Annotated in this window: 14 protein-coding genes and 1 pseudogene; 6 read left to right on the forward strand and 9 right to left on the reverse strand. The window is 65.1% G+C overall.

Annotation, left to right across the window (positions count from 1 at the left end; all coding sequences use genetic code 11):
- From WCE05_RS12140 to WCE05_RS12155, 4 genes and pseudogenes are all read left to right on the forward strand, one after another.
- Positions 1–171 (forward strand): annotated as a pseudogene (locus WCE05_RS12140) (two-component sensor histidine kinase); the annotation flags it as partial.
- A gap of 107 nt (positions 172–278) precedes the next feature.
- Positions 279–959: a class I SAM-dependent methyltransferase gene (locus WCE05_RS12145; RefSeq protein WP_253080347.1), complete on the forward strand. Its 681-nt coding sequence runs from the start codon at positions 279–281 to the stop codon at positions 957–959.
- Between the two features lie 6 nt (positions 960–965).
- Entirely contained in the window at positions 966–1,667 is a 702-nt protein-coding gene (locus WCE05_RS12150) for a lipopolysaccharide kinase InaA family protein (protein ID WP_225787984.1), read from the forward strand.
- Positions 1,664–1,894 carry a hypothetical protein gene (locus WCE05_RS12155; protein ID WP_225787985.1) on the forward strand — a complete coding sequence of 77 codons (231 nt, stop codon included), beginning with the start codon at positions 1,664–1,666 and terminating at the stop codon, positions 1,892–1,894. Before WCE05_RS12150 ends, WCE05_RS12155 begins: the two co-directional genes overlap by 4 nt.
- A 38-nt stretch (positions 1,895–1,932) precedes the next feature.
- Here WCE05_RS12155 and WCE05_RS12160 read toward each other — a convergent pair whose 3' ends face one another.
- From WCE05_RS12160 to WCE05_RS12200, 9 genes are all read right to left on the reverse strand, one after another.
- Positions 1,933–4,989: a multidrug efflux RND transporter permease subunit gene (locus WCE05_RS12160; protein WP_225787986.1), complete on the reverse strand. Its 3,057-nt coding sequence runs from the start codon at positions 4,987–4,989 to the stop codon at positions 1,933–1,935.
- Positions 4,990–5,002: 13 nt separating this feature from the next.
- Positions 5,003–6,151 (reverse strand): efflux RND transporter periplasmic adaptor subunit, encoded by a 1,149-nt coding sequence (locus WCE05_RS12165; RefSeq protein WP_253080348.1) that lies wholly within the window; start codon positions 6,149–6,151, stop codon positions 5,003–5,005.
- 239 nt (positions 6,152–6,390) lie between these two features.
- The gene (locus tag WCE05_RS12170) at positions 6,391–7,488 is read right to left on the reverse strand and encodes a DUF1513 domain-containing protein (protein WP_225787988.1); all 1,098 of its coding nucleotides are present in this window, start codon (positions 7,486–7,488) and stop codon (positions 6,391–6,393) included.
- Positions 7,489–7,490: 2 nt separating this feature from the next.
- Complete coding sequence (locus WCE05_RS12175) at positions 7,491–8,555, reverse strand: imelysin family protein (protein WP_225787989.1); 1,065 nt, start codon at positions 8,553–8,555, stop codon at positions 7,491–7,493.
- 16 nt (positions 8,556–8,571) lie between these two features.
- Complete coding sequence (locus WCE05_RS12180; protein ID WP_368815991.1) at positions 8,572–9,999, reverse strand: di-heme oxidoredictase family protein; 1,428 nt, start codon at positions 9,997–9,999, stop codon at positions 8,572–8,574.
- Between the two features lie 241 nt (positions 10,000–10,240).
- Entirely contained in the window at positions 10,241–11,578 is a 1,338-nt protein-coding gene (locus tag WCE05_RS12185; RefSeq protein WP_253080351.1) for an imelysin family protein, read from the reverse strand.
- A 146-nt stretch (positions 11,579–11,724) separates the two neighbouring features.
- Positions 11,725–13,776, reverse strand: a complete 2,052-nt coding sequence (locus WCE05_RS12190; protein ID WP_225787992.1) for a bifunctional diguanylate cyclase/phosphodiesterase — start codon at positions 13,774–13,776, stop codon at positions 11,725–11,727.
- A gap of 376 nt (positions 13,777–14,152) precedes the next feature.
- Positions 14,153–14,749 (reverse strand): superoxide dismutase, encoded by a 597-nt coding sequence (locus tag WCE05_RS12195; RefSeq protein ID WP_084855819.1) that lies wholly within the window; start codon positions 14,747–14,749, stop codon positions 14,153–14,155.
- Between the two features lie 206 nt (positions 14,750–14,955).
- Entirely contained in the window at positions 14,956–15,555 is a 600-nt protein-coding gene (locus WCE05_RS12200; protein WP_225787993.1) for a LysE/ArgO family amino acid transporter, read from the reverse strand.
- Positions 15,556–15,680: 125 nt separating this feature from the next.
- Between WCE05_RS12200 and WCE05_RS12205 the strand changes: the two genes are divergently transcribed.
- Both WCE05_RS12205 and WCE05_RS12210 read left to right on the forward strand, forming a co-directional pair.
- Positions 15,681–16,571 carry a LysR family transcriptional regulator ArgP gene (locus tag WCE05_RS12205; protein ID WP_225787994.1) on the forward strand — a complete coding sequence of 297 codons (891 nt, stop codon included), beginning with the start codon at positions 15,681–15,683 and terminating at the stop codon, positions 16,569–16,571.
- A gap of 49 nt (positions 16,572–16,620) precedes the next feature.
- Entirely contained in the window at positions 16,621–17,610 is a 990-nt protein-coding gene (locus WCE05_RS12210; RefSeq protein WP_225787995.1) for an NAD(P)-dependent oxidoreductase, read from the forward strand.
- Positions 17,611–17,696 lie beyond the last annotated feature (86 nt).

The following is a 17,696-nucleotide window of genomic DNA, read 5'->3' on the forward strand; positions in this document are numbered from 1 at the left end:
GGGCTGGGGCTGGGGCTTTCGCTGGTGCAGCGGATCTGCGACGACCAGGGCTGGCGGGTCACCCTGACGGCCACATTGCCCCATGGTTGTCGCTTCCAGGTGGACCTGAGCCAGGGCAGCGCACCGGCCCCAGACACCGAGACGCGCGACCAGTCACCTGCTTCCCGGTAACTTTCTGAAAAATCCTACGGTGCATCTGACAGATTTTTCACACTTGCATGACCTGATTCCAACGTGCAGCTGCCTAAAGTCGGCGCACTGGAATCAGGAGATGTTCAATGCGAGGCCCCATCAAACTTGAATTTTCCGAGAAGTACGACGAGCAGCATGCCCGCGAATACTTTCTCAAGCACCAGGATGGCTTGGCGCGTCGCCTCTCTCACCACCGTGACGAACAGCTGGCCAGGCGTGCCCTGGCGCTGGCCGGCGAACCGGGCCTGGTCCTGGACCTGCCGTGCGGTGCCGGCCGTTTCTGGCCATTGCTGGCAGAAAAGCCCAACCGAGTGATCATCGGTGCCGACAATTCCGAGGCGATGATCGAGACAGCCTGTGCCTCGCAATCGCCAGAGGTGGTGGCACGGGTACGGCCTTTGCAAACGTCTGCCTTTGCCATCGACCTGCCCGACAACGCGGTAGACAGCATTTTCTGCATGCGGCTGTTCCACCACATTGGCGAGGCGGCCCATCGCAAGACAATTCTTTCGGAGTTTCAGAGGGTTAGCCGCGACAGCGTGATCCTGTCGCTGTGGGTGGATGGCAATTTCAAGGCATGGCGGCGCAGGAAACTCGAGCAGCGACGCAAGAGCAGGGCAGAGCAGGGCAGCTACCAGAACCGTTTCGTGTTACCGGTGGACACGGTCGAAGAAGAATTCGTGACAGCCGGGTTCAGAATTCAGGAACGTCTGGACTTCTTGCCGTTCTATGCCATGTGGCGAGTGTATGTGTTGCGCAAAGGGTAGGTTTGCATGGCTGTAGCCGAAAATAGAATGTCGCGGTTCGAGTATTACTGGCAGCAGCAGGGCGAGTGGGTCGAGGAGCCCAACCAGCGCCGCGGCGGCGAGAGTGGCGTGCAGCGCCTGAACGACGAACGCGGGCAAGTGCTGTATGCCAAGCGCCAGGTCGGGCATATCTACCGGAGCCTGCTGCATCCGTTCGGCCGGCCGACGGTGCTGCGCGAGCTGGATGCCCTGCACAGTTTCGAGCGGCTCGGTGTGCGTGTGCCGCGCATCGTCTTCGCCGGTGCCAGGCGGGATGACGATCGCCAATGGCGTGCCCTGCTGGTGAGCGAGGCCCTCGATGGCTTCGTCGAACTGGATACCTGGCATGCCGAAGGGGCCCGGGAGCGTTATCCCCAGGCCGTGCATGAACGCATGCTCAAGGACCTGGCCGACAACCTGGCGCGCATGCACCTGGGGCATTGGCAGCATGGTTGCCTGTATGGCAAGCATGTCTTCGTCAAGGTCAGCGGCGAAGGCGAGCGCGCCCGAGCCGAAGTGGCCCTGCTGGACCTGGAGAAGTGCCGGCGGCGTATCCGCTGCCAGCGCGCGGCCTACAACGACCTGCGTCAGTTGCGGCGCCATTCGTCACTCAATGAAGCGGAATGGCAGACACTGCTCTACTTTTACCAGATGGCGTTTGGCAGCGCTGTCAAAGGGTTAGAGCAATGAAACTAGAAATCGCTCGAGCTTTGTTCCTGTTGGCTGCCCTGGCGGTGACCACGGCGGCGGTGGCGGCCTGGGAAGAACCGCGGCCGGCAGTGTTCAGCAAGGCAGAGATGGGCGGGCAGTGTCCCTTGCCTCGGGTAGTGGTCAAGCAGCAGGTCCAGGCCCAGCCGGACCACGACCTGTTGTTGTTCCTGTTCGGCCTGCGCCAGGGGCTGCGGCCGCTTGGTTGAGCGAGCGCTCATCTACCTCAGCGGGTAGATGAGCCCCCTCAGCGGGCCTGCACCTCGCGTTTCTCTCCCGCCGCCACCGTCCGGTGCGCCAGCAACGTATAGATGCAGGGCAACACGAACAAGGTGAACAGCGTGCCGATGGACATCCCGGTCGCGATCACCATCCCGATGTCGAACCGGCTGACCGCCCCGGCGCCGCTGGCCAGGATCAACGGCACCATGCCGAACACCATGGCCGCAGTGGTCATCAGCACTGGCCGCAGACGAATGGCCGCTGCCGCCTCGATCGCTTCGCGAACGCCCAGCCCTTTCTCCTCGCGCAACTGGTTGGCGAACTCGACGATCAGGATCCCGTGCTTGCTGATCAGCCCGATCAGGGTCACCAGGCCCACCTGGGTATAGATGTTCATGCTGGAAACCCCGAGGAACAGGGGCAGCAGCGCGCCACAGATCGACAGTGGCACCGTCACCAGGATCACCAGCGGATCGCGGAAACTCTCGAACTGCGCCGCCAGCACCAGGAAGATGATCGCCAGCGCCAGGCCGAAGGTGACCCACAGCGCGCTACCTTCCTGGACGAACTGTCGCGCCGCCCCGGCATAGTCGAAGGAGAACCCCTCCGGCGCTTCCTCCCGGGCGATCGCCTGCACGGTCTGGATCGCTTCGCCCATGCTGACCATGGGCACGCCCTGGATGATCGCCGAATTCAGTTGTTGGAACTGGTTGAGCTGACGCGGACGGGCGCGATCGCTCAGGGTGATCAGGGTCGACAGCGGCAGCAATTGGCCCTGGTCGTTCTTCACGTAGTAGTTGTTCAGCCAGCCGGGATTGTCACGAAACGGCCGTTCGACCTGGGAGATCACCTTGTAGCTGCGGCCTTCGAGGGTGAAGCGATTGATCTCCGCCTCGCCCAGCAGGGTCGCCAGGGTCCCGCCCAGGATATCCATTGAAACGCCCATTTGCGCGGCCTTGGCCCGGTCGATGTCGACCACCACCTCGGGTTTGTCGAAGGCCAGGTCGATGTCGAGGAAGGCGAACTTGCCCGAGGCCTGGGCACGGTCCTTGACGCGCTGGGCCACCTCCAGCAGCGCCGCATAGTCGCCGGCGGTGTTGATCACGAACTGGAATGGCAGGCCCTCGCCGGTGCCGGGCAGCGAGGGCAGGTTGAAGCCGAAGATCTGCAGGCCGCCGATCTCCTCCAGCTCGGCCTGCACCAAGGGCAACAGCTCCATCTGGGTACGCTCGCGCTCGTTCCAGGGTTTGAGCAGGAACCCGCCGATACCGGTCTGTACGCCGTTGAAGCCGTTGATCTGGAACGATGAGTAGTACTCGGGGAAGCGCTTGAACAGCGGTGTGAACTCATCGGTGTAGGCGTTGAGGTAGTCGAGGTTGGTCGGCTGCGGCGAGTTGCTCATCATGAAGATCACCCCCTGGTCCTCGTCCGGCGCCAGTTCGTTGTGGGTGAACATCAGCAGCACCGGGATCAGGCACAGCACGATCACGGCGAACACCAGCACCACCGGACGACTCTCCAGGGTGCTGTGCAGCAGGCGCTGGTAGCGGTCCTTGAGGCGGTCGAAGATCAGGTCCAGACGATGGGCCAGGCCGCTGGGGTTCTGTTCGTGGCGCAGCAGCAGGGCGCACATCATCGGCGACAGGGTCAGGGCGACGATGCCGGAAATGATCACCGCGCCGGCCAGGGTCAACGCGAACTCCTTGAACAAGGCCCCGGTCAGGCCCTCGAGAAAGCCGATGGGGGCATACACCGCAGCCAGGGTGATGGTCATCGACACCACCGGCATGGCGATCTCCCGCGCGCCCTCCAGGGCAGCTTCGAAGGGCGTCTTGCCTTCCTCGATATGGCGGTGGATGTTCTCCACCACGACGATGGCGTCATCCACCACCAGGCCGATGGCCAGCACCATCGCCAGCAAGGTCAGCAGGTTCAGCGAATAGCCCATCACCTGCATGAAGAACAGCACGCCGATCATCGACAGGGGGATGGTCACCACCGGGATCAGCACCGAGCGCAGGGCGCCGAGGAACAGGAACACCACGACGATGACGATCAGCACCGCCTCGCCGAGGGTCTTGATCACCTCGTCGATGGAGGCCTGGATGAACAGGGTGGCGTCGTAGGCGATGGACACCTTGAGGTTAGACGGCAACTGGCTTTCCAGGTCGGGCATGATCCGCCGCACTTCCTTGATCACCTCCAGCGGGTTGGCCGCTGGGGTGGCCTTGATGCCGATGTACACCGAGGGGATGCCATCGAACGAGCTGACCGTGTCGTAGTTCTCCGCGCCCATCTCGACCCGTGCCACATCGCCCAGCAGCACGCGGCTGTCGCCTTCGGTCTTGAGGGGCAGGGCGGCGAAGGCCTCGGCGGATTTCAGTTCGGTGGCGGCGTTGATGCTGGTGACCACGTACTCGCCCTTGACCTCGCCGGCGGCGGAGAGAAAGTTGTAGCGCCGTACCGCGTCGGTCACGTCGGTGGCCGAGAGGCCGAAGCCGGCCAGCCGCACCGGGTCGAGCCAGATACGCATGGCGAACACCTGGTTGCCGAGGATTTCCGCCTCGGCCATGCCCGGCAGGGTGGCGAGCTTGGGCTGGATCACCCGCGACAGGTAGTCGGTGATCTGCGGGTTGTTCATCTGCTGGCTGTAGAAGCTGATGTACATCAGCGCCGAGGCGTCGGCCGCCTCCTTGCTCAGCACCGGGTCCTCGGCGTCCTGGGGCAGTTCGTTGCGTACCTCGTTGGCCTTGGCCAGCAGTTGGGTGAACAGGCGGTCGCTGTCGGCGCCGATGCGCGCGTAGACGGAGATCACCGAGAAGTTCTGCCGGCTCACCGAGGTCATGTAGTCGATGCCGTCGGCGCTGGCCAGGCTTTGTTGCAGCGGCTGGGTGATGTAGCCCTGGATGGTTTCGGCGTTGGCCCCGGGGTAGGCGGTGGTCACCGTGATCAGGGCATTTTCCATCTGCGGGTACTGGCGGATCTGCAGCTTGCTCCAGGCCTGGAAACCGAGCAGCAGGATCAGCAGGCTGACCACGCTGGCCAGGACCGGGCGGCGGATGAACGGGTCGGTGAACGCCATGCCTGCCTCCTGTTCAGTCGGCGCCGGGGGCGCCCTGGTCGTCCTGCTCGAGAGGTTTGTCCGCGCTGATGCGGATGGCCGTGCCCGGGGTCAGCTTCAGTTGCCCGCCGGTGACCACCTGCTCGCCGGCCTCGAGGCCTTCGCTGATCACCACCAGCCCATCGCGGCGCTCGCCGGTGCGTACCGTACGCTGTTCGGCGATCAGCGTCGGCTGGCCATCGTCCTGCTGCGCCTGCCGGTCCTCGCTCTGCTTCCTGGTGACCACATAGACCGAGTTGCCATAGAGGGTGTAGGTGATGGCGCTTTCCGGCACCACCACCTGGGGACGCGGGTCGGGCAACAGCACCTGCAGGTTGGCGAACATGCCTGGCAGCAGCTTGCCGTCGGGGTTGGCCAGGGTGGCGCGGACCAGCAGGTTACGGGTGCTTTCCTCGACCTTGGGGTTGATGGCGCCGAGGCGGGCGGGGAAGGTCTGGCCCGGGTAGGCCGGCACCTGGACCTGCAACGACTGGCCAAGGCTCAGGTGCGGCAAGGCCTGTTCGGGCACGTTGAAGTCGACATAGAGGCTGGAGAGGTCCTGCAGGGTGGCGATCACCGTGCCGCTTGCCAGGTAGTCGCCGATATCTACCTGGCGGATGCCGATGGTGCCGCTGAACGGCGCGTGGATGCGCTTTTTCGCCAGCGATGCCTTGAGCTGCTCGACCACGGCCTGGTTGCGTCGGTACTGGGCGGCCAGGCGGTCGAACTCGCCACGGGAGATGGCCGCATCGCCCACCAGTTGGCTGCCGCGGCCGAAGTCCACCTTGGCCAGGCCCAGGTCGGCCTGGGCAGTGCGCAGCAGCGCGGCTTCCTCGTCGCTGTCCAGTTGCAGCAGCAACTGGCCGGCCTTGACCTGCTGGCCGGAGTCGAAGTGCAGCGACTTGACCGTGCCCGCTACCTCCAGGCTCAGCTCCACGCCCTGGAACGCCTTGAGGCTGCCGACCGCGGGCAGGCGCTCCTGCCACAGGCGTCGCTCGGCCATCGCGGCAGGCACGCTGACCGGTGGTTTCGGGGCAGAGAACACCTGGATCTGCTGGTAGATCGAGAAGGCCTTGATGCCCCCCAGGGCCAGTACGATCAGCAGGACCACGGCCAACATGATCAGCATGCGGCGGCGCAGCATAAGTCCGGTTCCTTGGATGCGTAGTTGTTGTTCGTCTGGCACGACAACGGGCGATCCTGCCCACGTGCGAATGGGGGAAGTATTGCCTGTTTTGGCGGGAGAGGGAAAGGACAAGACACCGATGCCGTGCTGGCGCGGTCCAGTCGGACAGTCGAGCGGTGGTGTATGTCCTGGACCGCCTTGCGCGGCATCGCGGCGCCGAACTGCCGCGAACAGGGCCGCTCAGGCGCCGAAAATACTCAGGTCAGATGCAGGTGGTTGTCCCAGAACCCGGAGGGCAGGTCCATCGGCTGCCCGACCAGCTCTCGCTTGCGGCAATCATAGAAGCGGCAACGCCCCTGCCCGGAGGTGACCACGAAACCATCCTTCACCGCCCCCACGCCGGCACAGTCGGGCATCGGTGCATCGAGCTTCACCGCGCCGCTGTCCAGGTCCCAGATGAACAGGCGGTTGGCCCGTGGCGCGGTCAGCGCCACCAGGCGCAAGTCGCTGTGCAGGGCGACGCTGGCGGTGTACTGGGCCATCGACTGCAACTGCCGCTCGGGCACCGGGAAGGCCTTGAACGGCTCGCCAGGGCGCTTGATCGCCAGCAGCTCGGCGGTTTCCTCGGCATCGCCCATGAACTGCTGGCAGGCGACGATGGTGCCGTCGCTGCCGACTGCCAGGTGACGCACGCTGTTCATCTGCTGGGCGAGAGTCTCCTTGCTCAACAGGGTGCCGTCGCGCTGCATCAGCACCAGGCTCGGCTCCATGGCGTCGAGGTTCATCTCCACGCGGCTCTCGGCCTCGGTGCGGATGCCGCCGTTGGCCACCACCAGGGTTTCGCCGTCGGGTAGCCAGCACAGTTCATGCGGGCCGATGCCATGGGTCGGGATCTCGCCGCTGTGCACCAGGCGTTCGCCCTCGAAGCGGTAGATGCCGAGCACGCCACGCCCCGGGTCGCGGGTGTCGTTCTCGGTGGCGTACAGCCATTGGCCGCTCTTGTGGATCACCGCATGGCCATAGAAGTGCCGGTCCGGTTGCGAGGCGACGGTCTGCAGCAGGCGCCCGTCGCGCAGGTCGACCAAGTAGCTTTCGGTGCCGGGGCGGCGGGCGACGAACAGGGCGATCGGCAACTCGGGATGGTCGATGATGGCATGGCAACGCTGGGCCACCTGGGTGGCGAACACCTGGGTACCGTCCAGACGGTAGCCGACCGCATAGTGCCTGCCGTCGCCATCGTCGCGCGCCGAGAGCAGCAGGGGTTCGCTGCCTTTGTTGCGAAACAGGCTCCAACCGCCCAGGGTCAGGGCGCTGAGCAACACGCTACCGAGTTTGAGGGCCTGGCGTCGCAGCATGATCAGTCACCGTCGTTGGCATTGAAGCCCAGCTGGATGTTCAACGCCTTGGCCAGCTCGCCCTCGTGCAGGCGGTGGACGACGTTGAGGCTGTCGTAGATCTGGTTGAGGGTCTGCTTGCCGGCGTCGTCGGCGAGCAGCTCGCCCAGGGTCTTCTGGTTGTCGGCCAGCAGTTTGACAGAGGTGGCGTAGGCGTCGTCGATCTTTTCCGCCAGGGCGGCCTGGTCCTTGCCCAGCAGGCCACGCAGGCCCTGGTTGTCGACCCCGGCCCAGAGCGCCTGGGCTGCCTTGAGGCTGGCCTCCAGGCTCTTGAGCGAGGAGTGGCTGCGCCAGGCCTCGGCCTGCAGCGGCTGGGCGATGCCCTTGCTCTGCCGGCCCATGGGGGCGCCGAGCTTCTTCTTCAGGGTATCCAGGGCGGTGACCTGGGCCCGCAGCAGGTCGGCGATCGCCTCGTGGGAGTCGGCGTAGCGCTGGTTGGGGAACTTGGTCATCTGCGACAGCATGCCGTCGGTGCTGTTCCAGCCCTTGAGGATTTCTTCGGCCAGGGCCTTCTGGTGCTCGCCGATGGCCACCAGCAGCGGGCAGTAGCGGGCCTTCTGCTCGGGGGTGGCAACGTCCGGCTTGCTGTCGAACAGGATGTACTCGTAGGCCGAGAGGCCACGTACCACCACGCTGGCTTTGCTCAGGGCCTGGGCATCGATCGGCTTGTCGCCATTGACCAGTTGCTCGACCTGGCGGCCGACCAGGTTCTTCTTGTCTGGCCAGAACTGCACCTGCCAGGCGCGATTGCCCTCGGCCAGCGGGCCGACCAGCAGCGGCTGCAGCTCGGCCCAGGCCTTCTGCGCATTGAGGAAGTCGGCGCGGGCGGTCTCCAGGGAGGCCTTGCCTTCGCAGTAGGCCAGGGCACTGGCGGCAAGCGCGCGGTCGGCTTCGACCCAGCGGCTGTAGGTCGGCAGGATCACCTGCTTGGCGATGGCGGCGGAGGTCACCGCCTGCGGGTCTTGTGGCGAGCAGGCGCCCAGGGCGAGTGCGGCGAGGCTGGTGAACAACAGTTTGGGTCGGAACATGCCCGGCTCCTTGCGCTTAAAGTGAATTCAGGAACGCCAGCAGCGCTGCGCGTTGCTCGGCATCGAAGGTCAGAACATGGTTGCGCGCCGCTTCGGCTTCGCCGCCGTGCCAGAGCACGGCCTCGAGCAGGTTGCGGGCGCGGCCGTCATGGAGGAATTGGGTGTGGCCGCTGACCGCTTCGGTCAGGCCGATGCCCCACAGGGGCGGGGTGCGCCAGTCCTGGCCACCGGCAGCGAATTCGCTGCGGTTGTCGGCCAGGCCCGGGCCCATGTCGTGCAGCAGCAGGTCGCTGTAGGGGCGGATCACCTGGTTGGCCAGCTCCGCTTCGCTGGCATCGGCGGCGGTGGTGAACTGCGGGGTATGGCAGCCCTGGCAGCCGGCCTGGAAGAACAGGGTCTTGCCAGCCAGCACTTGGGGGGCATCGACGTCGCGGCGCGCTGGCACGCCGAGGTTGCGGGTGTAGAAGGTGACCAGGCGCAGGATGTTGTCGCTGACCTCCTTCTCGCCATCGGCGCCATCGCCGTTGGGTGCGGCCAGGCAGTCGGCCTGGGCCGGGGTGCAGTCGTCGACGGGTTGCAGGTTGGTGGTCAGGCCCATGTCGCCGGCGAAGGCATGGACGTTCTGCTGGTTGACGTTGGGCTGGCCGGCCTTCCAGCCGAAGCGGCCGAGCACGGTCTTGCCCGTGGTCTGGTCCCAGACCTGGTTGGGCCGGCCACGGATGCCGTCGCCGTTGCCGTCGTCCGGGTCGGCGTTGGCCAGGATCGCCGCCTCGGGGATGGCCTCGAGCAGGCCAAGGCCGATCATCGGCGGCGCCACCCGGGCGGAGAAGCGGGTATCGGGGTGCATCGGCCCGTAGCCGAGCTGGGTGATCTGCAGGCGCGGGCGGCGCAGCTCGACCTGGTGGCCGTCCTCGAAGGTCACGGTTTCAGGCGTGTATTCCACCCGCACCTTGCCCTCCGGGGCCACGCCGGGGACGGCCATGTCCTGCAGCTGGGTGCCGTAGACCGGCTCCGGGACCACGCCCAGACGCTCGATTTCCTTGGCGTACTGCGGCTGATCGGGGATCGACAGGCGAACCAGCATCGACACCGCGTTGCGGGCATCGGGTTCGGGGGGATGGCCGCGGCCGTCGCGTACGTGGCAGTTCTGGCAGGCGTTGGTATTGAACAGCGGGCCGAGGCCGTCGCGGGCGGTGGTGGTGGAAGGGGCGATCACCCACGGGTTGCGGAAGAAGCTGTTGCCGACGCTGAAGTCCAGGCGCCGCTCCGGCGAGAGGTTGGCCGAGGGCAAGGAGAAGGCGTTGCGGTCGCTGCGCTGCACCGTTGCCTTGCCGCCGGAAAGGGCCTCGCCGGGTTCGGCCTGGGTGAAGCGTGGGGCGTCGTCACAGGCAGCCAGGGTGGTGGCCAGCAGCAAGGGAAGGAGTCGGAACAGCGACGAGGACATCGAGGATCCTGGGTGAGCGAAAAACCGGCGTGCAAGCTTAGCAGGCCGAGGGGGTTTGAATAAGAGCAATTTGCGTTTGCTGGATGAAATCCTTGTCAGTTGGCGGGGGGGCGGGGGCTTGCTCCAATGCCATTGGCCGCCATCGGGGCGCGAAGCGGCCCCAGCATTTACCAAGCCCATGAGGTTCGGATAATGAAAAAGGCGGCCCGAAGGCCGCCTCTGCCGAACCACTGCACCAGGATCAGAACTCGTGATCGGCGGTGTCCGGGTTCAGGTTGGCGATGCCCAGCTTGCCAGCGGCCTGTTCGATCGCGCCGGTCTGCTTGACCAGCGAGGCGATGGCGTCGCGGACGATCTGGTTGCCGGCGGTGTTGTCGGCAGCGATCAGCTGGTCGTAGTGCTCACCCTTGAGCGCGTGGTCGACGATCACCTGGATCTTCGCCTCGGTGGCCTCCAGGTCAGCCTTGAGGGTCGCGTCGGTGGCTGGGTCGATCTTGGCCACCAGCTCCGACAGGCTCGGACCGGTCATCTTGGTGCCGTCGACGCGGGTGTACTCGCCCAGGTAGACATTGCGGATGCCCTTGGCGTCGTAGAAGTGCGAGTAGTGGGTGTTGTCGCTGAAGCAGTCGTGCTCGTCTTCTGGCGAGTTGGCCTCCAGGGAAACCTTCATGCGCTCGCCGGCCAGCTCGCCCAGCGACAGGCTGCCCATGCCGAACAGCATCTTGCGCAGGCCATCGGCCACCGGTTCGGCCTCCAGCTTGGCGCGGTAGTTGTCGGCGACGTTCGGCGCCCAGTTGCCGACCATTTCTTCCAGGTCCTTGACCAGCAGGTCGGTGACGGCCTTCAGGTAGGCGCGGCGACGCTCGTTGTGGCCTCCGGTGGCACCCTTGCCTTCCAGGTAGTCGGAAGCCGGACGGTTGCCTGCGCCTGGGCCGGTGCCGTTGAGGTCCTGGCCCCACAGCAGGAACTCGATGGCGTGGTAACCGGTGGCGACGTTGGCCTCGGAGCCGCCCAGCTCGTTCAGGCTGGCCAGTTTCTCGGGGGTGATGTCCTTGACGTCGATCTTGTCTTCGCCCACCTGGATCTCGGTGTTGGCGATGATGTTGGCGCTGGCCGCCGGGTTGCCCAGGGCGTGCTCGTAGCTCTTGTCGACGTAGTCGATCAGGCCTTCGTCCAGCGGCCAGGCGTTCACCTGGCCTTCCCAGTCGTCGATGATGGTGTTGCCGAAGCGGAAGACTTCGCTCTGCAGGTAAGGAACGCGAGAGGCGGCCCAGGCTTGCTTGGCGGCTTCCAGGGTTTCATCGTTAGGGGTGGCGAGGAACGCGTCGATGGCGGTCTGCAGGGTCTTGGCGGTGCTCAGCGAATCGCTGTAGACGGCATGGACGATCTCGGCGTAATGCTTGACCACGGCCTTGCCGGCCGTTTCGTCGACAGCCCCCGGCGCCGCGGCGTTGGTGCTGGCGGCAGCAGGTGCCTGGGCTTGCGGAGCGGCAGCCTTTTCATCCTTGCCTTCGCCGCAACCGGCGAGGGCGATGGCGATGGCCAGCAGACTGGCGGAGGCCAGAGGCATTCGAATCATTGTTGGTTTCCTGCGTCGTGTGGTTGGACTGTGTGCCGGGGCACGCGAAACCGCCACATAATGCGAAAGATTTGCATTTTGTGTAAAGGGGCGGTTGCGCATTTCATCAAGATTGGTCGTTTTCGCGAGCCCCCCTGGCGACGAGGTTAGAGCGCGCTCACCTGGTTGCGGTGCGCCTGCTTGAGGTAGAGGGTCAGCTCGCGGGCAGACAAGGGCTTGCTGTAGTGATAGCCCTGACCCTCATGGCAGCCCTGGGCGATGATGTAGCTCTCCTGCTCGGCGCTCTCCACGCCCTCGGCGATCACCTGCATGCCCAGGCTCTTGCCCAACTGGATGATGGCCCGGACGATGGTGGCGTCGTCGTCATCGTCGAGCAGGTCCTGGACGAAGCTCTTGTCGATCTTGATCTTGTCCAGCGGCAGCGACTTCAGGTAGCTGAGCGAGGAGTAGCCGGTACCGAAGTCGTCGATGGCGATCAGGGCACCGGAGCGGCGCAGGCTGATCAGGTGTTGGGCGGCGGTGCTGATGTCTTCCATCAGGCCGGTCTCGGTGACTTCCAGCTCCAGGCTGCGCGGCGGCAGGCGGTAGATCTGCAGCAGGTTGTTGACCACCCGTGGCAGCTCGCTGTGGTGCAGTTGCACGGTGGACAGGTTGACCGCCATGCGCAGTTCGCTGAAGCCCAGGTCGTGCCATTCGCGCAACTGACGGCAGGCCTGGTCGAGCACCCATTCGCCGATGGCGATGATGTTGCCGTTCTGCTCGGCCAGGGGAATGAACTGGTCCGGCGGGACCATACCCAGCTCCGGATGCTGCCAGCGCAGCAGCGCCTCGACGCCGACCACGCGGTGGTCGCGGTAGCTGACCTGCGGCTGGTACACCAGGTACAGCTGGTTGCGCGGCAGGGCCTCGCGCAGGTCTTTTTCCAGTTCGCGGCGCCGGCGCATCTCGCTGTCGACGCTGGCGACATAGAACTGGTAGCGGTTGCGCGAGCGGACCTTGGCCAGGGTCATGGTCTGCTCGGCTTTCTGTAGCAGCTTCTCGGTGCTGTCGCCATCCTCCGGGAACAGGGTGATGCCGATGGTGGCGCGCAGGCGGATCTGCTGGTGGTCCAGGGCGAATGGCACCTCCAGGTCGTCGAGGATGCTCTGGGCCAGCTCGGCCGCCTCGTAGGGCTGCTCGATGTCGGCCTGCACCAGGGCGAACTGGTCGCCACCCAGGCGGGCGAGGGCGCCGAGGCGGCCACTGTGGGCGCGCAGGCGGTCGGCCAGGGCCAGCAACAGTTGGTCGCCGACCTGGTAGCTGAACTGTTCGTTGATGCCCTTGAAGTCGTCGAGGCCGACGCACAGTACCGCCACCCGACGCTGCAGGCGGCCGCCATCGACGAGGATCTTGTCCAGCTGCTGCTGCAGTTGCTGGCGGTTGGGCAGGCCGGTGAGAAAGTCGTACTGGGCCATGCGTTGCAGGCTGTTCTCGGCCTCGTGGCGCAGGTGGGTGTTGCGCTCGATGGAGGCCAGCAACTGGTTGGCGGTGTTGATCCACAGGCCCAGTTCGTTCTTCTCGTGGCCCTTGAGCAATGGCAACTGGTGCTGGCTGGGACGGTCGGGGTTGATCTGGGTGAGGTGCTCGATGATCTTCGACAGCGGCTTGGTCAGCAGCCAGTGATAGACCAGGTACAGCACCAGGCCCATGGCCAAGGCGCGCAGCACGCCGGCGATGAAGATGATCACCGCGTTGATCAGGAAGCCCTTGCCATAGTTGGCGGTGTCCAGGGTGATGCTCAGGTCGCCGTAGTACTCGCTGTAGGGGCCACGGCCGACCAGCGGAGTGGTGAAGGTGCGTTCCTGGCCGAGGATCGGGTCGGTCAGCCAGCGCAGGGACATGTCCTGTAGCGGGCGGGACTTTTCCGCGAGCATGGTTTCGTTGGGATGACCGATGGAAGCCATGCGCACCGACTCGTCCTGGAACAAGCCTTCCATGACCTGCATGCCCATCTCCCGGTCGAGGCTGTACACCGCCTGGGTCGATGGGTCGCGGAACATGTCGAGGATGCGCTGGGCGTCGGTGTTCACCGCCTGGCGGGTCTTGTAGGCGTCGTAGACGATCTGCGCACAGCTGAGAACGACACCGACCGCCAGCGCCGAGAGCAGCACGACCCTGAGCAACTTGACCGATAAGCTGTTCCGAAATTCCAGCTTCAAGGGGAGTTCCTTAATCCATGCGCGTGCCATTATTTTGCCATTGTCCCTGGCAGTACACTATCGACCGATTGCCACGGTAGAAAGGGCCCTTGGCAATGTATCGGTTGCGCGGCCCTGCGACTTGAGTGCGCTACGTCAGCTTTCCAGATGTTTGATGTTAGCGTGCTATCCGCCTGGGGCAAGAGCGGGCGGTTCGTGGGTGAGCCGCGAGCTTTCAGCTTCAAGCTTCAAGCCACAAGTGAAAGCGAATCGTGGGCGTTTCTCTTGCCACTCCTGATAGGGAGATCCCCAGCGCGTCTTCAGGCGCTCTGTGGACAAAAAAAATCCGATGCCAGTCGCCCGGCATCGGATGTTTCAATTCAAGATGCCCAGAGCATCAGGCCTTGAAGGTGTTCCCTTCGAACTGCTGGGCGACGAAGTCCCAGTTGACCAGTTGCCAGAACGCCTCGACGTACTTCGGACGCAGGTTGCGGTAGTCGATGTAGTAGGCGTGTTCCCAGACGTCGCAGGTCAGCAGCGGGGTGTCGCCGCTGGTCAGCGGGTTGCCGGCGCCGATCGTGCTGGCCAGAGCCAGGGAGCCGTCGGCCTTCTTCACCAGCCAGCCCCAGCCGGAGCCGAAGGTGCCGACGGACGTCTTGGTGAACTCTTCCTTGAACTTGTCGAAGGAGCCGAAGGCCTTGGTGATGGCATCGGCCAGGGCACCGGTCGGCTGGCCGCCACCGTTTGGCGACAGGCAGTTCCAGTAGAAGGTGTGGTTCCAGACTTGAGCGGCGTTGTTGAAGATGCCACCCGAAGAGGTCTTGACGATCTCTTCCAGGGTCTTGCCTTCGAATTCGGTGCCTGGGACCAGGTTGTTCAGGTTCACGACATAGGTGTTGTGGTGCTTGTCGTGGTGATACTCCAGGGTTTCCTTGGAGATGTGCGGCTGCAGGGCATCGTGGGCGTACGGCAGCGGCGGCAATTCAAAAGCCATGGTAGATCTCCTGATTCAGGTCTGTTTGCGGTTTGCGCAAGGCCGATCACGGGCGGCCCGATGAGCGTCGGCGAGTTTGTACTCTTTGCGACGCAAGGGCTGGATCATAGCACCCGGCCTCGCGCATAACCACGCAACAACTATAGGGACAAGCGGCAAGAGAAGCCCACACGATCCGCTTTTACTTGCAGCTCGCCGCTTGAAACTCAAGAAAAAATCAGCTGCGCCGCCACAGCGAACATCATCACCGCCACCATGAGGTCGAGCAGACGCCAGGTGGCGGGCCGGGCCAGCCAGGGGGCGAGCCAGGCCGCGCCCAGGGCCAGGGTCGAGAACCAGACCAGCGAGGCGCTGGCGGCGCCGGCCACGTAGGCGCCGGGCACGCTCTGCTGGGCTCCGAGGGAGCCGATCAGCAGCACGGTGTCGAGGTACACGTGAGGGTTGAGCAGGGTCACCGCCAGGGCGCTGAGCAGCACGGCCCGGCGTGAACGCATGCCCTGGCCTTCCTGGTGCTGCAGGCTCTGCTTCGAGCAGGCGCTGCGCAGGGCCTTGGCGCCGTACCAGATCAGGAACACCGCGCCGCCCCAGCGGGCCACCGCCAGCAAGGTCGGATTGTGCGCCAGCACCGTGGCCAGGCCGAACACCCCGGCCGCCACCAGGATCGCATCGCAGACGATGCACAGGGCCGCCACCGGTAGGTGATGTTCGCGGCGCAGGCTCTGCGCCAGGACGAAGGCGTTCTGCGCGCCGATGGCCATGATCAGGCCGAAGGCCACCAGCATGCCGTTCATATAGCTTTGCCACATAGCGGGAACACTCCAGGGGCACCGGCTCTACGCCGGTGCTTGTTGCCAAGGAAGATGCTGGCCATTGTGGGGAAATGCGCGCTATAAGAAAAACAAATAAAGCTGATCTCTCATTAGGAAAATCGATGTTCGACTACAAGTTGCTCGCCGCCCTTGCCGCCGTCATCGAGCAAGGCGGCTTCGAGCGCGCCGCCCAGGTTCTGGGCCTGTCGCAATCGGCCATTTCCCAGCGCATCAAGCTGCTCGAGGCGCGCGTCGGCCAGCCGGTGCTGGTACGTGCCACGCCGCCAAGCCCGACCGAGGTCGGCCGCCAGTTGCTCAACCATGTGCAGCAGGTGCGCCTGCTCGAGCGCGACCTGCAACGCCAGGTGCCCGCGCTGGACGAGGAAGGCATGCCCGAGCGCCTGCGCATCGCCCTCAACGCCGACAGCCTGGCGACCTGGTGGGCCGGTGCGGTGGGGGCCTTCTGCGCCGGGCAACAGGTGCTGCTCGACCTGGTGGTGGAAGACCAGGACGTCGGCCTCAAGCGCATGCGCGCCGGCGAAGTGGCCGCCTGCCTGTGCGGCAGCGAGCGGCCGGTGGCCGGGGCGCGCAGCCTGCCCCTGGGGGCCATGCGCTACCGGGCGCTGGCCAGCCCGGCATTCATGGCACGGCATTTTCCCCGGGGCTTCGAGGTCCGGCGCCTGGCCCGCACGCCGGCGGTGGTGTTCGGTCCGGACGATTTCCTCCAGCACCGCTACCTGGCGTCGCTGGGTATCCAGGACGGTTTCCTCCATCACCTGTGCCCGTCTTCCGAGGGCTTCCTGCGCATGACCGAAGCTGGGTTGGGCTGGGGCCTGGTGCCTGAACTGCAGGCCGCCGAGCAACTGGCCGGCGGGCAACTGGTGGAAATCTGCGCCGATACGCCCATCGACGTGCCGCTGTACTGGCATCATTGGCGCAATGGCGGGCAGTTGCTCGCCCAACTGACCGAGCACCTGCGCCAGACGGCGCCGGGCTGGCTGGTGCCCTTGTAGGCGCGGGCGACGTCAGTTGCTTCAGTCATCTGGCAAGGCGGAGTCTTACATGCGAATTCTGGTCACCGGCGCGAGCGGCTTCATCGGCGGGCGCTTTGCACGTTTCGCCCTGGAGCAGGGCCTGGAGGTACGGGTCAACGGCCGGCGCGCCGAGGGCGTGGAGCACCTGGTCAAGCGCGGTGCCGAGTTCATGCCGGGCGACCTGGGCGATGGCGAACTGGCCAGGCGTTTGTGCCAGGGCGTCGACGCGGTGGTGCACTGCGCCGGCGCGGTGGGTAACTGGGGGCGCTATCAGGATTTCCACCAGGGCAACGTGGTGGTCACAGAGAACGTGGTGGAAGGCTGCCTCAAGGCGCGCGTGCGCCGCCTGGTGCACCTGTCGTCGCCGTCGATCTACTTCACCGGCCGCTCGCGCCTGGACATCCGCGAAGACCAACTGCCGCGCCGTTTCCACGACCACTACGCGACGACCAAGTACCTGGCCGAGCAGAAGGTCTTCGGTGCCCAGGAGTTCGGCCTGCAGGTGCTGGCCCTGCGCCCGCGTTTCGTCACCGGGGCCGGCGATGCGAGCATCTTTGCGCGCTTGTTGCAGATGCAGCGCAAGCGTCGCCTGGCGATCGTCGGCAATGGTCTGAACAAAGTCGATTTCACCAGCGTGCACAACCTCAACGATGCCTTGCTCAGTGCCTTGTTCGCCGACGAGCAGGCGCTCGGCCAAGCCTACAACATCAGCAATGGACAGCCCGTGCCGCTGTGGGACGTGGTCAACTACGTGATGCGCCAGATGCAGTTGCCCCAGGTCACCCGCTACCGCGCCTACGGGCTGGCCTACAGCCTGGCGGCGCTGAACGAAGCGGCCTGCCTGCTGTGGCCGGGGCGCCCGCAGCCGACCCTGTCGCGTACCGCGATGCAGGTGATGAGCAAGGACTTCACCCTGGACATCAGCCGCGCCCGCCAGTACCTGGACTACCGGCCGAAGGTCAGCCTGTGGACGGCGTTGGACGAGTTCTGCGCCTGGTGGAAAAACGTGCATCCGTGAACCTGGCGCGCCGATGATGGTCATCAATGCGCCGCCCGAGCGGTTTATACTAATGCCCCTTTGCTACCACCGCGGTTGAAAGCATC

Source organism: Pseudomonas sp. I2 (assembly GCF_040984075.1).
GTDB classification, from domain to species: domain Bacteria; phylum Pseudomonadota; class Gammaproteobacteria; order Pseudomonadales; family Pseudomonadaceae; genus Aquipseudomonas; species Aquipseudomonas guariconensis_B.

Excerpts from the sequence above, each read along its gene's own strand:
- WCE05_RS12145 (WP_253080347.1), top strand. The coding sequence starts at position 279 with ATGCGAGGCCCCATCAAACTTGAATTTTCCGAGAAGTACGACGAGCAG.
- WCE05_RS12150 (WP_225787984.1), top strand. The coding sequence starts at position 966 with ATGGCTGTAGCCGAAAATAGAATGTCGCGGTTCGAGTATTACTGGCAG.
- WCE05_RS12155 (WP_225787985.1), top strand. The coding sequence starts at position 1,664 with ATGAAACTAGAAATCGCTCGAGCTTTGTTCCTGTTGGCTGCCCTGGCG.
- WCE05_RS12160 (WP_225787986.1), bottom strand. The coding sequence starts at position 4,989 with ATGGCGTTCACCGACCCGTTCATCCGCCGCCCGGTCCTGGCCAGCGTG.
- WCE05_RS12165 (WP_253080348.1), bottom strand. The coding sequence starts at position 6,151 with ATGCTGCGCCGCCGCATGCTGATCATGTTGGCCGTGGTCCTGCTGATC.
- WCE05_RS12170 (WP_225787988.1), bottom strand. The coding sequence starts at position 7,488 with ATGCTGCGACGCCAGGCCCTCAAACTCGGTAGCGTGTTGCTCAGCGCC.
- WCE05_RS12175 (WP_225787989.1), bottom strand. The coding sequence starts at position 8,555 with ATGTTCCGACCCAAACTGTTGTTCACCAGCCTCGCCGCACTCGCCCTG.
- WCE05_RS12180 (WP_368815991.1), bottom strand. The coding sequence starts at position 9,999 with ATGTCCTCGTCGCTGTTCCGACTCCTTCCCTTGCTGCTGGCCACCACC.
- WCE05_RS12185 (WP_253080351.1), bottom strand. The coding sequence starts at position 11,578 with ATGATTCGAATGCCTCTGGCCTCCGCCAGTCTGCTGGCCATCGCCATC.
- WCE05_RS12195 (WP_084855819.1), bottom strand. The coding sequence starts at position 14,749 with ATGGCTTTTGAATTGCCGCCGCTGCCGTACGCCCACGATGCCCTGCAG.
- WCE05_RS12200 (WP_225787993.1), bottom strand. The coding sequence starts at position 15,555 with ATGTGGCAAAGCTATATGAACGGCATGCTGGTGGCCTTCGGCCTGATC.
- WCE05_RS12205 (WP_225787994.1), top strand. The coding sequence starts at position 15,681 with ATGTTCGACTACAAGTTGCTCGCCGCCCTTGCCGCCGTCATCGAGCAA.
- WCE05_RS12210 (WP_225787995.1), top strand. The coding sequence starts at position 16,621 with ATGCGAATTCTGGTCACCGGCGCGAGCGGCTTCATCGGCGGGCGCTTT.